At 64.6% G+C, this 13,544-nt stretch carries 12 protein-coding genes; 5 read left to right on the forward strand and 7 right to left on the reverse strand.

Annotated elements, in window-relative coordinates:
* Nucleotides 1–68: 68 nt before the first annotated feature.
* The gene (locus IVA75_RS15525) at nucleotides 69–2,159 is read right to left on the reverse strand and encodes a molybdopterin-dependent oxidoreductase (RefSeq protein ID WP_247290357.1); all 2,091 of its coding nucleotides are present in this window, start codon (nucleotides 2,157–2,159) and stop codon (nucleotides 69–71) included.
* Between the two features lie 252 nt (nucleotides 2,160–2,411).
* On the opposite strand from IVA75_RS15525, the gene IVA75_RS15530 reads away from it, so the two are divergent.
* Genes IVA75_RS15530 through IVA75_RS15545 form a run of 4 tightly spaced genes read left to right on the forward strand, consistent with a single transcriptional unit; the run spans nucleotide 2,412 to nucleotide 6,678 of the window.
* On the forward strand, nucleotides 2,412–3,368 hold the full coding sequence (locus IVA75_RS15530; RefSeq protein WP_247290843.1) for a tripartite tricarboxylate transporter substrate binding protein: 957 nt from the start codon (nucleotides 2,412–2,414) through the stop codon (nucleotides 3,366–3,368).
* 15 nt (nucleotides 3,369–3,383) lie between these two features.
* Complete coding sequence (locus IVA75_RS15535; protein WP_247290360.1) at nucleotides 3,384–3,854, forward strand: (2Fe-2S)-binding protein; 471 nt, start codon at nucleotides 3,384–3,386, stop codon at nucleotides 3,852–3,854.
* Nucleotides 3,851–5,983 carry a molybdopterin cofactor-binding domain-containing protein gene (locus tag IVA75_RS15540; RefSeq protein WP_247290362.1) on the forward strand — a complete coding sequence of 711 codons (2,133 nt, stop codon included), beginning with the start codon at nucleotides 3,851–3,853 and terminating at the stop codon, nucleotides 5,981–5,983. The genes IVA75_RS15535 and IVA75_RS15540 overlap by 4 nt, the downstream gene beginning before the upstream one ends.
* On the forward strand, nucleotides 5,980–6,678 hold the full coding sequence (locus tag IVA75_RS15545) for a substrate-binding domain-containing protein (RefSeq protein ID WP_247290364.1): 699 nt from the start codon (nucleotides 5,980–5,982) through the stop codon (nucleotides 6,676–6,678). Before IVA75_RS15540 ends, IVA75_RS15545 begins: the two co-directional genes overlap by 4 nt.
* 9 nt (nucleotides 6,679–6,687) lie before the next feature.
* Here the strand turns inward: IVA75_RS15545 and IVA75_RS15550 are convergent, their stop codons facing one another.
* From IVA75_RS15550 to IVA75_RS15565, 4 genes are all read right to left on the reverse strand, one after another.
* The gene (locus IVA75_RS15550) at nucleotides 6,688–7,494 is read right to left on the reverse strand and encodes an SDR family oxidoreductase (RefSeq protein WP_247290367.1); all 807 of its coding nucleotides are present in this window, start codon (nucleotides 7,492–7,494) and stop codon (nucleotides 6,688–6,690) included.
* Between the two features lie 24 nt (nucleotides 7,495–7,518).
* Nucleotides 7,519–8,811, reverse strand: a complete 1,293-nt coding sequence (locus IVA75_RS15555) for a TRAP transporter large permease (protein WP_247290369.1) — start codon at nucleotides 8,809–8,811, stop codon at nucleotides 7,519–7,521.
* Entirely contained in the window at nucleotides 8,802–9,350 is a 549-nt protein-coding gene (locus IVA75_RS15560; RefSeq protein ID WP_027566714.1) for a TRAP transporter small permease, read from the reverse strand. Before IVA75_RS15560 ends, IVA75_RS15555 begins: the two co-directional genes overlap by 10 nt.
* A gap of 85 nt (nucleotides 9,351–9,435) precedes the next feature.
* Complete coding sequence (locus tag IVA75_RS15565) at nucleotides 9,436–10,407, reverse strand: TRAP transporter substrate-binding protein (protein WP_027566713.1); 972 nt, start codon at nucleotides 10,405–10,407, stop codon at nucleotides 9,436–9,438.
* Between the two features lie 322 nt (nucleotides 10,408–10,729).
* Between IVA75_RS15565 and IVA75_RS15570 the strand changes: the two genes are divergently transcribed.
* The gene (locus tag IVA75_RS15570; RefSeq protein WP_247290372.1) at nucleotides 10,730–11,506 is read left to right on the forward strand and encodes a cyclase family protein; all 777 of its coding nucleotides are present in this window, start codon (nucleotides 10,730–10,732) and stop codon (nucleotides 11,504–11,506) included.
* Here IVA75_RS15570 and IVA75_RS15575 read toward each other — a convergent pair.
* The gene (locus tag IVA75_RS15575; protein ID WP_027566711.1) at nucleotides 11,503–12,231 is read right to left on the reverse strand and encodes a Crp/Fnr family transcriptional regulator; all 729 of its coding nucleotides are present in this window, start codon (nucleotides 12,229–12,231) and stop codon (nucleotides 11,503–11,505) included. The genes IVA75_RS15570 and IVA75_RS15575 overlap by 4 nt on opposite strands.
* 493 nt (nucleotides 12,232–12,724) lie before the next feature.
* The gene (locus IVA75_RS15580; protein WP_247290374.1) at nucleotides 12,725–13,435 is read right to left on the reverse strand and encodes a helix-turn-helix domain-containing protein; all 711 of its coding nucleotides are present in this window, start codon (nucleotides 13,433–13,435) and stop codon (nucleotides 12,725–12,727) included.
* Nucleotides 13,436–13,544: the final 109 nt, after the last annotated feature.

The following is a 13,544-nucleotide window of genomic DNA, read 5'->3' on the forward strand; positions in this document are numbered from 1 at the left end:
TCAGGCGCGAGGTGCAAGGGCAATCTGTCGGGAGGCGCCGCTTAGCGCCTCGACGCAAATTGCGCGGCTCAGGCCGCAGCCGCTTTCCGGATCCAGACCTTGTTGTCGTGGAATGCGGCCCCGCCGATCGGCGCGACGGTTTCGGCGCCCGTCAGCATGTTGATGCCGCGCCCGCCGATATGGTTCTTGTTGGGATGCACGGATTCCGCGATCAGCACGCCACGCCGCACGCCGTCGAACAAAGTCGCTACAATCGTGGTCTCGCCGCGGGTGTTGCCAAGCGTCACCGCATCGCCATCGCCAATGTCGAGCGCGGCGGCATCCAGGGGATGGATCATCACGCTCGCCTTGCCCTCGCGCGCCTGCGAGGACGGCGTCTCGTTGAAGGTGGTGTTCAGGAAGCTGCGCGACGGGCTGGTAGCAAGCCGGAACGGATGGGCCTGGTCGGAATGCTCGATCACCGCCCAATGGTCCGGCAGCGACGGCATCTTGTCGAAGTCACCCATCTTCTGGCCGAACGGCGGATGCGCCCAATCGGCCTTGAAATGGAATTTCCTGTCGGCATGGGCGAAGCCGTCGAGATAATGCGACGTGCGGAAGTCCGGCTGCAGGTCGCGCCAGAGGTCGGCTTCGAGGCCGGCAATGTCGCCGTGGTCGCTCAGTTTCAGCGTCGCGTCGATCAATTCACGCGGCGTCAGCTCAAATCCCGGATGCCTGGCGCCAAGCCGCGGCGCCAGCGCCTGCAACACCTCGTGATTGGAGCGGCATTCGCCGGGCGGATCGATCAGCTTCGGTCCGACCGAGATGTGCTGGTGGCCGCCGCCGTAATAGAGATCGTCATGTTCCATGAACATCGTCGCCGGCAGCACGATGTCGGCCATCTCGGCCGTCTCGGTCATGAACTGCTCGTGCACCGCGACGAACAGATCCTCGCGCGCAAAACCCTGCCGCACCAGCGCCTGCTCCGGCGCCACTGTCATCGGGTTGGTATTCTGGATCAGCATCGCCTTGACCGGACCCTTGCCGTGCAGCGCCTTGGAATCGCCGGTGAGGATGCGGCCGATCTGCGACTGGTCAAGCGCGCGGATAGTTGGGTCGATGGCGTCATGGCCTTCGATGATGGATTCGTTGAAGTGCCACAGCGCGTAATTGTTGAAGAAGGCGCCGCCGCCTTCATATTGCCAGGCGCCGGTCACCGCGGGAATGCAGTTCGCGGCATGCATCTGCGCCGCGCCGTTGCGCGACCGGGTGAAGCCGTAGCCGAGCCGGAAGAAGGCCCGCTTGGTCTCCCCGACCAGTTTGGCAAAGGCCTCGATCTCCGCCACCGGCACGCCTGAGATCGCGGAGGCCCATTCGGGCGTACGCGTCTTCAGATGCGCCTCGAGCTCGCCAGGGCAATCGGTGTACTTGTCCATATAGGCGCGATCGGCATAGCCGTCGCGGAACAGGACATGCATCACGCCGCAAGCGAACGCGCCGTCGGTGCCGGGCCGCAGGATGATCTTGATGTCCGCCTGCTTCATGGTCTCGTTGTCGTAGATGTCGACGGCTGCGATCTTGGCGCCACGCTCCTTGCGCGCACGCGCGGCGTGCGTCATCACGTTGACCTGCGTGTTGACGGGGTTGGTGCCCCAGATCACCACCAAATCGGACAGCGCCATCTCGCGCGGATCGACGCCGGCGATCTTGCCGGTGCCGATCGCGAACCCGATGCGACCGACATTGGCGCAGATGGTCTGGTAGAACCGCGAATATTTCTTCACATGCGTGAGCCGGTTGAGGCCGTCGCGCATCACCAGCCCCATCGTGCCGGCGTAATAGTACGGCCAGATTGAGTCCGCACCGAACTCGCGCTCGGCCTGGTTGAAGCGATCCGCGATCTCGTCCAGCGCCTCGTCCCAGCTGATCCGGGCGAATTGGCCGGAGCCCTTCGCACCCGTTCGACGCAGCGGATACATCAGCCGTTCAGGATGATGGATGCGCTCGGCGTAACGGGCAACCTTGGCGCAGACCACGCCGGCCGTATAGGTCTGCTTTTTCGAACCGCGGACGCGACCGATGCTGCGTCCCTCGAGCACCTCGACATCGAGGGCACAGGCCGACGGGCAATCATGCGGACAGGTCGAATGGCGGATTTCGATCTTGGCGTGCTGGTTCATGTCCAATTTGGTAACACCAAAATACCCCTCAGCCGAGGGTATTTATCCGGCAACGCCCATGCGATTTGCTCAGACCGTGTGCGCCGCCGGTTCCTGCCGCGACCGCGAAGAGCGGCGCCGCCACACCGAAAACCGCCCGATATTCCAGGCACCATCGGTCTTGTGAGGCGTCGACAGTCCGCCTCCCCTGCCGCTACAGTGCCCAACAACAAGAACGACATCAGGGAGGTGGGTGTGACGGCCCGACAATTCATGCTGGCGCTGGCCGCCGGTCTGCTCAGCGCGTCCTCCGCAAGCCCGTCCTTGGCGCAGGACTATCCCAACCATTCGGTCCGGATCGTCGTGCCCTTCGGCGCCGGCGGGCCGGCCGATGTCGCGGCCCGGCTGATCGGCAATGCGCTCCAGGAGAGTTTTGGCCAACCCTTCGTGATCGAGAACCGCACCGGCGCGGGCGGCGTCATCGGCACGGTCGAAGCGGCGAAGTCGCCCGCCGACGGCTACACGCTGCTGATGATGTCCAACACCCAGACCGCGAACGAATCCCTGCTGACGCCGGACAAGCGCAAATACGAGCTGATGCGCGACCTCGCGCCGATCGCACCGGTCAACTCTTCCGATCTCGTCATCGTGGTGAACCCGCAAGTCGCAGCGAAGACGCTGCAGGAGTTCGTCGCGCTCGCCAAGTCGCAGCCGGGGAAGTTGAACTATGCCTCCTCCGGCCAGGGCACGCCCTATCACATGGCCGGCGAGCTGTTCAAAGCCATGGCCGGCATCGATCTCGTCCACGTCCCCTATCGCAACAGTGGTGAGGCGCGCAGCGGCGTGATCGGCGGGCAGGTTCAGATGATGATCGACGCGGTGCCGGCGATGGCGCCGAACATCGGCGAGAACCAGGTCCGCGCGCTCGCGACCACCGGCAAGCAACGCTCAGCGGTGCTGCCGAACGTGCCGACCGCGATCGAGGCGGGGGTCGCAGGCTACGAAGCCACGATCTGGCTCGGCCTGATGGCGCCGGCCGGCACGCCAAAACCTGTGATCGACAAGCTCAATGCCGCCGTGAACGCAATGGTGAAGCGGCCCGACATCGTCAAGCTCTGGACTGCGCAGGGCGCGGTGCCGATGTCAATGACGTCGGAGGGATTCGACAAGTTCCTGCGCGTTGACATCGAAAAATGGGCCGACGTGGTCAAGAAGTTCGACAAGTCCTGAGGCTGTAGAGCGACAATGCCTACCATTCAATTCCAGCTCAACGGCACGGCCGCGGCCGTGGATGCCGATCCGGATCAGACGCTGCTCGACGTGCTGCGCAGCCGGCTCGGCGTTACAAGTCCGCATTTCGGCTGCGGGGCCGGCGAGTGCGGCGCCTGCCATGTCATGGTCGGCGACCGCGCGATGGCCTCGTGCGACCTGCCGATGTGGTCGGTCGCGGACAAGGACGTCGTCACGGTGGAAGGCCTCGGCACAGCGGAGCAGCCGCATCCGCTGCAACGCGCCTTTATCGCCGAGCAGGCGATGCAATGCGGCTATTGCGTCTCGGGGATCCTGATTAGCGCGGCGGCGCTGCTGAAGCGCAATCCGTCGCCGACGGAGGCTGAGGTGAGAACCGCGCTTGATCGCAATCTGTGCCGCTGCGGATCGCACAATCGCATGGTCCGCGCTGTGCTGCGGGCGGCCGCGGAGATGGCGACATCATGAGTGCGCCGTCCCCTACCCCGACACTGCCGGTCAGCCTTGCGGCCAATCCCAAGCTGTCAGCCTGGGTGAAGCTCATCGGCGAAGGCCGTGTGGCGATCTCGCCCGGCAAGGTCGAGATCGGCCAGGGCATCGTCACGGCCCTGGCGCAGATCGCAGCCGACGAGCTCGACGTCGATATTGGCCGCATCGAGATGATCCGCGCCTCCACGGCGGCAAGTCCGAACGAGGGCGTCACCTCGGGCAGCCTTTCGGTCCAGCAGTCCGGCCGGGCGCTGCGCCACGCCTGTGCCGAAATCCGCCAGCGCTTCCTCCTCGCAGCATCGGAGCGTCTCGGTGTCGATGCGTCGCTGCTCGACATCCATGACGGCACGATCTCGGGCCCCGGCAATGTCAGGACGAGCTATTGGGAGTTGGCCGGTGACGTCTCGCTCGACCACGACGCCAAAGCCGGTGCGACAGCGAAGATCGTCGCCAAACGCACTGTGGCCGGACATTCGGTCCAGCGCGTCGACATTCCCGACAAGGTGTTCGCACGGCCGCGCTTTATCCATGACTGTCCGCTGCCGGACTTGCTGCACGGACGCGTGCTGCGGCCGGACATTTCCGGCGCCAGGCTGATCGCGCTCGACGAGACGGCGACGCGAGCCGTTCCCGGCCTCGTCGCGATCGTCCGCGACGGCGGCTTTGCCGGCGTGGTTGCCGACGGCGAGGCAGCGGCGGAAGCCGCGCTGAAAGCCTTGCGTAAGGGGGCGACATGGTCGGCTGGCGAGCCGCTGCCGGAAGCTGATCTCGCCGGGTTCCTGAAGAGCCAGCCGGTCGAGACCACTGTCATCGACACCAGGACCTCTGCAGCAACGATAAAGAACGCTGCTCGCACCCTCCGCCGGCAATACATCCGTCCCTACATCGCGCATGCCTCGATCGCGCCGTCCTGTGCGATGGCCCGATGGGACGGCGATCGCGTCCACGTGTGGACGCACAGCCAGGGTGTCTATCTGCTGCGCGCCGACCTCGCGATCGTGCTCAAGCTGCCGATCGAGAGCATCGTCGTCGAGCACATGGAGGGCGCCGGCTGCTACGGACACAACGCGGCCGATGACGTCGCGCTCGATGCCGTGCTGCTGGCGAAAGCGGCCGGCGGCCGTCCGGTGCGGGTGCAGTGGTCGCGCCACGACGAGATGGCCCACGCGCCGTTCGGCGCGGCGATGGCGATCGAGATCGAGGCCGACCTCGATGGGGACAACGAGATCGTCGGTTGGCGCCATGCGATCTGGAGCAACGGCCACGCGGCGCGGCCCGGGCGCGCAGCACAGCCCGCGCTGCTTGCCGCAACCGAGATTGCGACCCCCTACCCGCGCATGATCTCGACCAATCCGCCCGCGGCCAATGGCGGCGGCGGCGACCGCAACTCCGTTCCGCTCTACGACCTCCCGGCCTGGACGGTCACGAGCCACCGGTTGCTGACCATGCCGGTGCGGACCTCGGCGCTGCGGACACTTGGCGGACAAGGCAATGTGTTCGCCATCGAGTCCCTACTCGACGAGATCGCCGCGCTGCGCGGCGAAGACCCGATCGCGTTCCGCCTGCGCCATCTGCGCGACGAACGGGCAAAGGAGGTCATTCGCGCGGTGGCACGACGCGCGCAATGGAAGCCGCAAAAGAAGTCCGGCATCGGTCACGGCGTCGGCTTCGCCCGCTACAAGAACATGGGGGCCTATTGCGCCGCGATTGCGGAGATCGAGGGCACTGACAACATCCGCGTCAAGCGGCTGACGCTTGCGGTCGATGTCGGCGAGGCCATCAACCCGGACGGCGTCATCAACCAGATCGAGGGCGGCGCGATCCAGGCGACAAGCTGGGTGCTGAAGGAACGCGTCCGCTTCGACCGCACGCGCATCACATCGACGTCCTGGACCGACTATCCGATCCTCACCTTCAGCGAGGTGCCAATGGTGGATGTCGAGATCGTCCAGCGGCCGGAGATCGAGCCGGTCGGCGCTGGCGAGGCCGCCCACGGCCCGGTGACGGCGGCGATCGCGAATGCCGTTTACGATTGCCTCGGCGTGCGCCTGCGCGACCTGCCGATCACCCGCGACAAGATCATTGCAGCCATGGAGCTGGCATCGTGACGACAGTGAGCATTTTGAGCGGAGGCGCGGCGCAAGGCCTGGTGCGCGGCCTCGGCGATCCCTTCAAGACGCAGACCGGCTTCGGCATCGACGGCGAGTTCGGCGCAGTCGGCATCATGGCCGACAAGCTGCGCACGGGAACGGCGGCCGATCTGGTGATCCTGACGCAGGCGCTGCTTGCAAAGCTTGCCGAAGAGACGCTCGTCATCCCTTCCTCGATCACAAATGTCGGGCGGGTCGAGACCGCGCTGGCGGTCCGGAGCCGCGATCCCAAGGTGACCGTGAAGACCGAGGCCAATTTGCGCGAGGTACTGCGCAGCGCCGACGCGATCTACGTCCCTGATACGAAAGCCTCGACGGCGGGACAGCACGTCGCAAAGGTGCTGGATCAGCTCGGCATCGCCTACGAGGTCGCTTCGCGCCTCAAGATCTTCCCCAACGGCGCGACCGCGATGCGGGAGCTTGCGGCGTCCACCGCCGCGCATCCGATTGGCTGCACGCAAGCGACCGAGATCATTGCAACCGACGGCATCGCGCTGTCAGGAGCGCTGCCGCCGGGCTGCGAGCTCGTGACGATGTATACGGCCGGCGTGACCACGCGGGCCGTACACCCACAAGAGGCGGCCGCGCTGATCGCGTTGCTGACCAGCGCAGACCGCAGGGATCTGCGCCAGCGCGCCGGCTTTGCAGGCTAGATAATCGCCCTATGTGTGCAACTGGGTGAGACCGGTCGGCGGACCGTCGACGGCGGTCCAGCCACCATCGACAAACAATGTGCTGCCGCTGACATAGCTCGCGGCGTCCGAGGCGAGATAGGCGACGGCTGTCGCGACCTCGTCGGCGCTGCTCCAGCGGTTGAACACGGTATGGCCGGCATAGAGATTGTAGATGTCCGGACGCTGCTTGAACGGGCCGGTCAGCGCGGTCTCGGCGATGCTCGGCGCGATCGCGTTGACGCGCACGCCGGAGCGTCCAACCTCCGAAGCAAAGCCCTTCACCAGCAGGCCGATGGCGGCCTTGGTCGAGCCGTAGACGCCAAGGCCCGGCTCGATAGTCACCGCCCGCACCGAGGAGCAGGCAATGATGCTGCCGCCCTTCTGCTCGACCATGATGCGGCCGAAGGCCTGGAAGAACCAGACCGTGCCCTTGATGTTGAGGTTGAGGACGCGGTCGAGATCCTCCTCGGTGTAGTCGAGGATGGTCTTGCGGATGTTGAGCCCGGGCGTCGTCACCGCGATGTCGAGCCGCGAAAATTTCTGCATCACGGTCTTCGCCAGTGCATTGACGTCCGCAGCGCTCGCCGCGTCACACGCAGCCGCCTCGGCCCAGCCGCCCTTCTCACGAATGCCAGCGGCGGTTGCTTCAGCGCCTTCAAGCGCACGATCGGCGCAGACGACACGGGCGCCGAGCCCGGCCAGCGCCTCGGCCGACGACTTGCCGATTCCGGAGGCGGCGCCCAGCACCACGGCCGTCTTGCCGGTGAGATCGAAGAGCTTGCGATAGTCAGTCACGGATAGATTCTCCCTTCGTTGCTGCTAGCCCTTGTAGCCCATCAGCAGACGGGGCAGCCACAGCGAGAAGGCGGGGACGTAGGTCACGAACATCAGAGCTGCGATCAGGGCGGCGTAGAACGGCAGGATAGTGCGCATCACCGCGCCCACCGAGATGCCGCCGATGGCGCAGCCCACGAACTGCGTCGTCCCGACCGGCGGGGTGTTCAGCCCGAGCGCGCAGTTGATCAGCATCAGCATGCCGAACTGCACCGGATCCATGCCCGCCTTCATCGCGATCGGCAGGAAGATGGGCGTGCAGATCAGGATGGTCGCGGCCATGTCCATGAACGTGCCCAGCACGAACAGAATGACGTTGATGAGCAGGAAGATGACCCAGGGCTGGGTCGAGACCCTGCTCATCATCTCGCCGGCGAAGTCGGCCACCTCGTAAAGCCCCATCAAATACTGGAACATGGTGGAGACGCCGATCAGCAGCAGCACCACCCCCGTGGTCTTCACCGCCTTGGCCGCCGCGCGCAGGAAGTTCGGCAAGGTCATGGTGCGGTAAATGAAGAACGTCAGCAGGATCGTGTAGGTGACCGCGACGGCCGCGGATTCGGTCGCCGTGAACACGCCCGACAGGATGCCTGAGAGGATGATGCCGACGATCAGAAGGCCGGGCAGAGCGGCCGCGAACGAACGGAAAACCGCGGGCCAGCCCGGGAACTTGCCGGCCGGATAGCCGCGCTTCACCGCGACCGCGTAAGCGGCGACCAGCATGCACACCATCAGCACCAGCGCCGGCAGCAGGCCGGCGGCGATCAGCGCTCCGATCGAGACCTTACCGCCGGCGGCGAGCGCATAGATGATCATGTTGTGACTGGTCGGCATCAGTGCTCCGACCAGCGAAGCATGGGTCGTGACGTTGACGGCATAGTCGGTGTCGAAACCTTCCTTCTTCATCATGGGGATCATCACCGCCCCCATCGCCGACACGTCGGCCACGGGCGAGCCGGACACGCCGCCGAACAGCGTGCAGGCGACCACGTTCGACATGCCGAGCCCGCCGCGGATGTGTCCGACGAGATTCTTGGCGAGCTGCACGATCTTGTCGGCGACGCCGCCATGCAGCATCAGCTCACCGCTGAAGACGAAGAACGGGATGGCGAGGAAGGAGAAGATGTTCATCCCCGACATCATCTGCTGGAAGATGACCGCGACCGGGAGGCCTTCGTAGAGGATGGTGCAAATCGCCGAGAGGCCGATCGCGAAGGCGACGGGGACGCCGAGGACGAGGAAGCCGAAGAAACTGGCGCCGAGAATGATCAGTTCCATGAGGGGACGACCTCTTCGCCGCGCAGGAGAGCGATGATGTGCTCGATTGAAAAGGAGACGATCAGGACGCCGGAGGCGATCAGCGGCACGTAGCGGATGACTTCGGGCAGGCCGAGATTGGGGATCTTCACCGTTCCGACCGAGGCTCCGAGGATCCAGCCGTTATAGGCCATCGCGACGCCGAACCCGGCCACCAGGACGTGGATCACAAGCTCGATCTTCTCCCGCGCATGATCCGGCAGCATCACCAGCAAACTATCCATGCCGATATGTCCGGCATCGCGCACGCCGACCGCGGCGCCGATCAACGTGACATACAGGATCAGAACCAACGCAAGGTTCTCCGTCCAGGTCGGGCTGGAATTGAGCACGTAGCGTCCGAACACCTGGTAGAAGACGATGGTGACGATGACGAGCAGTCCGGTCACCGACAGATACATCCCTAGCCGAGCGACGGGAGCATTGATCCGGGACAGCAAACCGGTGGACGGGCGTCCGGCTACGTCCAGTTCGTGGTCTGCGACGTGAGGGTCTGTCATCCAAGTCTCCTTGCAAGTCTCCTTGCGCGCCTCCAACGCGTCGGTCCGGCGTCGCCAGTCGGCGCGCCGGACCGACGCTATGGTCTTACTTCGTGTCCTGGATACGCTTGACGAGGCCCTTCAGCTTCTCGTCACCGGCGAACTTGTCGTACACCGGCTTCATCGCGTCGACGAATTCCGCCTTGTTGGCGATCGTCACGACCTGAACACCGGCCGCTTCGACGGTCTTGCGGGACGCCTGCTCACGCTCGTCCCAGAGCTTGCGCATGACGGGAACCGATTCCTTCGCCGCCTTGCGGACCATCGCCTGGTCCTCCTTGCTCAGCGTGTCCCAGACCGTCTTCGACATCACGAGAACTTCGGGCGCCAGGGAGTGCTCGGTGACGTTGTAGAACTTGGCGGCCTCGAAATGGCGCGAGGACTCGTAAGACGGCCAGTTGTTCTCGGCAGCGTCCACCAGACCGGTCTTGAGAGCGGTATAGACCTCGCCGTAGGGCATCGGCGTCGGATTGGCCCCGAGGCTCTGGATCATGCCGACCCACAGATCGGATTGCTGGACGCGAATTTTCAGACCCTTGACGTCCGCGAGCGACTTGATCGGTGCCTTGACGGTGTAGATGGACCGGGCGCCGCTGTCGTAATAGGCGAGGCCGATCAGGCCTGCGGGCGCCATGGCCGCCAGGATCTCGTCGCCGATCGGCCCGTCAAGAACGGTACGCATGTGCTGCGTGTCCCGGAAGATGAAGGGCAGGCACAACGCGATCGTTTCCGGCACGAAGTTGTTCAAGGGCGATGCGTTGATCCGCATCATGTCGAGTGCGCCGATCTTGAGCTGCTCGATGGTGTCCTTCTCGGAGCCCAGCGCACCGTTGGGGAACACCTTCACGCCGAGCTTGCCGCCGCTCGCCGCTGCGAGCTGCTTGCCCATGAACTTGACGGCCTCGACGGTCGGATAATCGGCGGGATGGATGTCGGCGGAACGGAAATCGCGTGCGGTCGCCAAGGGGGCTGAGACCGCCAGCAGAGCGGCTGCGATGACGCCGGTAAGTATCTTCATCTGAGCTTCCTCCTGAGTTGATTATGTCGTTGGGCAGAGCTGCGGGCCGCCTTGGGTCGCTCCACTTCCGGTGTGAAGTCAAGCGCCATTGTCGTCCCTAGGGCGCGCGGCATTCTCTGTCCAAGCTAAATCCGGCATCGATCAATGCTAGAGTTGCATCGATGGATCAAGCCGGCTTTGGGCAGACAACCGGCCCATCGTCCAGTTTTTCCGAAATCATCTGGTCGTCCGGCGCGGGAAGCGTTCATGGGCGTTGCTTGACGACGCCGGTGCGGCCCCCTCAAGATGCTGCGAAACAAAACGACCATCCCGAGGAATGCCCATGCCGCGGAAGCTGATCGACATCTCCGTGCCGCTCAGAAACGACGTGACGGCCGATCCGCCGGGCAATCACCCGGCAATCCAGTACATCGATCACCAGCAGGGTCTGCCGCGGATGCTGCAGTTCTTCGAGGGCCTCACGGCGCAGGACCTGCCGGACGGCCAGGGCTGGGCGGTCGAGCAGGTCTCGCTGTCGACCCATAACGGCACGCATCTGGATGCGCCCTGGCACTTCCATCCAACCATGAATCGCGGCGAGCGGTCATGGACGATCGACGAGGTGCCGCTGGAATGGTGCTTTCAGCCCGGCGTGAAGCTCGACTTCCGTCATCTCCCCGACGGCTACGTGGCGAGCGCCGACGACGTCGAGAAGGAGTTGAGGCGGATCGGGCATGCGCTGTCGCCGCTGGAGATCGTCGTCGTCAACACCGGCGCCGGCGCCAGGTTCGGCCAAGCCGATTATGTCAGCTCGGGCTGCGGCATGGGCTATGAGGCCACCATGTATCTGCTCGAGCGCGGCGTGCGGCTGACCGGCACCGACGGCTGGAGCTGGGACGCGCCGTTCGTCCATACCGCGAAGAAATACGCCGAAACGAAAGACGCCGGCCTGATCTGGGAGGGCCACAAGGCGGGGCGGCACATCGGCTATTGCCATCTCGAGAAGCTGCACAATCTCGACCAGCTGCCTTCGACCGGGTTCACCGTCTCGTGCTTTCCGGTGAAGATCGAGCGGGCCTCCGCAGGCTGGACCCGCGCCGTCGCGATCATCGACAGCTAGCTGTCGAGCCCGCTCTCGGCGAGTTCGCGCAAGGCATCCATATCGAGCACGACGATGGCGCCGTGCTCGAGGCGAACCCAGTTGCGGCCCGCCCAGGCGCGCAATTGCTTGTTGATGCTCTCGCGCGTCATCCCCACCATCTCGCTGATCTCCTGCTGCGTGATGACGAGCGTGCCGCTGCCGGAGTCGAACTTGCGCTCTTCGGTGAGCCCCAGCAGCGCGCTCGCAAGCCGGCCCGGCAGATTTTGCAGGATCACCTGCTCGACCTGCTGGCTGGTCCAGCGCAGGCGCGCGCAGAGCAGCTCGATGAATTTCATTGCGAGCGCCGGTTGGCTCTTCACGAACGGCAGGAAGTCCCGGCGATCGATGATGTAGAGCTCGCAATTGGTGTTGGCGGTCGCATCGGCCGACCTGGGGGCGCCGTCGAGCACCGCGATTTCGCCGAAGATCTCGCCGGGACCGATCAGATTGAGAATGGCGTTACGGCCATCGGGCGACGAAGAGGAGATCTTCACCGTTCCCGTGATCACCGCAAACAGGTTGTTGCCGGGATCGCCCTTGGCGGCGATCGTCGCGCCGCGCTTCACCGTGGTGTGCTTGGCGTAACGGCAGAGCTGATCCAGCGCCTCCGGCCCCAGATCCGCAAAGATCGGGTGCTTGCGCAGGACCGATAATTTATTTCCCGCCGCTTGTCGGGGGTCGTCGCCGGTCTTGTCCTGAGGCACGCCACTGGGCTCCTAAGACTGCGAGGCACTGGGGTCCCTGCGTAGTCAGTGTAGCCCAGTTTTTCAACCGGAAAGCATGCTCCCTATTTGAGGCAAACGCGGCGAAAATGCCGCGGTCAGGCGTGAAGCCGGCAGCCGAAGGATGAGCCAATGCGTCCTAGGCGATGCAGAGTTGCAGGCGCCGCACGCCGCCTTGCGTTGAGGCGCTGCCAACCCTCCCGCACTCGCGCGGCATAGCCCGCGCCGCGGGCGCAAATGCGACCGTGATCTCAGGAGCTTCGACGCTTGGCGTCCGATTTGAGCGGGCCTGCACTGGTTTGCCGGTCTGCCCAGGCCAGTGCCCCGGCGAATGTGACAAAGATTGCTACGACAATGATGCTCATAAGCAACGCGTCAGCCGGCATGATGCCCTCCCCTGTGGTTTCAGGCATTATTCGGGGCACGCGGCCGAATGCATTGATCCCGATCAAAATCGAGCCGCGCTGCGTCGGAATCAGGCTGCGGCCAAGGCCTCGACCTTCGCCGGATCGAGCAGGCTGATCCCGCCATGAATGATCTCGATCACGCCGTGGCGCTCCAGCTTGGTGAACGTGCGGCTGACGGTCTCGATGGTCAGGCCGAGGTAATCGGCGATGTCCTGGCGGCTCATCGGAAGCGGAACCGTGTCCGACGCCGCCTTCAGCGAAACCAGCCGCTCGCGCCAGCCGAGCAGAAAGGCCGCAACCTTTTCGTCCGCCGAACGGCGGCCGAGCAGGACCATGTGGTCCCGGGCCTGGTTCAGCTCGCGAATCGCCAGCTCGTTGATCCGCCTGAGGAGGTGCAGCCGGTCCTCGATGAAACGGCCGAAGGGTGCCTTCGCGAACTGGCACACGGTCACCGCGCCGATCGCATCGGCCGAAAAATTGTGCCTGCCCGAAATATTCATCCCCAGGAAATCGCCGGGCAAGGCAAAGCCCACGATCTGCCGGCGGCCGTCGGGCAGCAGCTTGTACAGCCGCATGACGCCCTCGAAGAGATTGTAGAACGAGGTCGTGATGTCCTCCTCGGAGAACACAGTCTCGCCCGAGGAAAAATGGACGCGCCGGCCGAGATGCTCGAATTCCCGAAGCTCGACGGCGTCCAGCGACGAACAAACCGCTGATGAGCGGACGGCGCAATCGCTGCAGAGCTGCCAGTTCGGCTCAATCGTGACTACGGGCTTCATCGACCGCTCCAAGCGCCGGCTGCCCATCAGGCCCACCCCGTCGCGCGGATGCATTTTACTGCACTGCGCCAAAGCCGGTTGACCCAGATCAATTTTGAAGGGAATCCCC

This window comes from Bradyrhizobium sp. 134, from assembly GCF_023074155.1.
Classification (GTDB): Bacteria; Pseudomonadota; Alphaproteobacteria; order Rhizobiales; family Xanthobacteraceae; genus Bradyrhizobium.

Bases quoted from the DNA above. Each gene is read 5' to 3' on its own strand.
- IVA75_RS15570 (WP_247290372.1), top strand. From the start codon at position 10,730: ATGCCGCGGAAGCTGATCGACATCTCCGTGCCGCTCAGAAACGACGTG.
- IVA75_RS15540 (WP_247290362.1), top strand. From the start codon at position 3,851: ATGAGTGCGCCGTCCCCTACCCCGACACTGCCGGTCAGCCTTGCGGCC.
- IVA75_RS15580 (WP_247290374.1), bottom strand. From the start codon at position 13,435: ATGAAGCCCGTAGTCACGATTGAGCCGAACTGGCAGCTCTGCAGCGAT.
- IVA75_RS15560 (WP_027566714.1), bottom strand. From the start codon at position 9,350: ATGACAGACCCTCACGTCGCAGACCACGAACTGGACGTAGCCGGACGC.
- IVA75_RS15530 (WP_247290843.1), top strand. From the start codon at position 2,412: ATGCTGGCGCTGGCCGCCGGTCTGCTCAGCGCGTCCTCCGCAAGCCCG.
- IVA75_RS15525 (WP_247290357.1), bottom strand. From the start codon at position 2,159: ATGAACCAGCACGCCAAGATCGAAATCCGCCATTCGACCTGTCCGCAT.
- IVA75_RS15565 (WP_027566713.1), bottom strand. From the start codon at position 10,407: ATGAAGATACTTACCGGCGTCATCGCAGCCGCTCTGCTGGCGGTCTCA.
- IVA75_RS15535 (WP_247290360.1), top strand. From the start codon at position 3,384: ATGCCTACCATTCAATTCCAGCTCAACGGCACGGCCGCGGCCGTGGAT.
- IVA75_RS15555 (WP_247290369.1), bottom strand. From the start codon at position 8,811: ATGGAACTGATCATTCTCGGCGCCAGTTTCTTCGGCTTCCTCGTCCTC.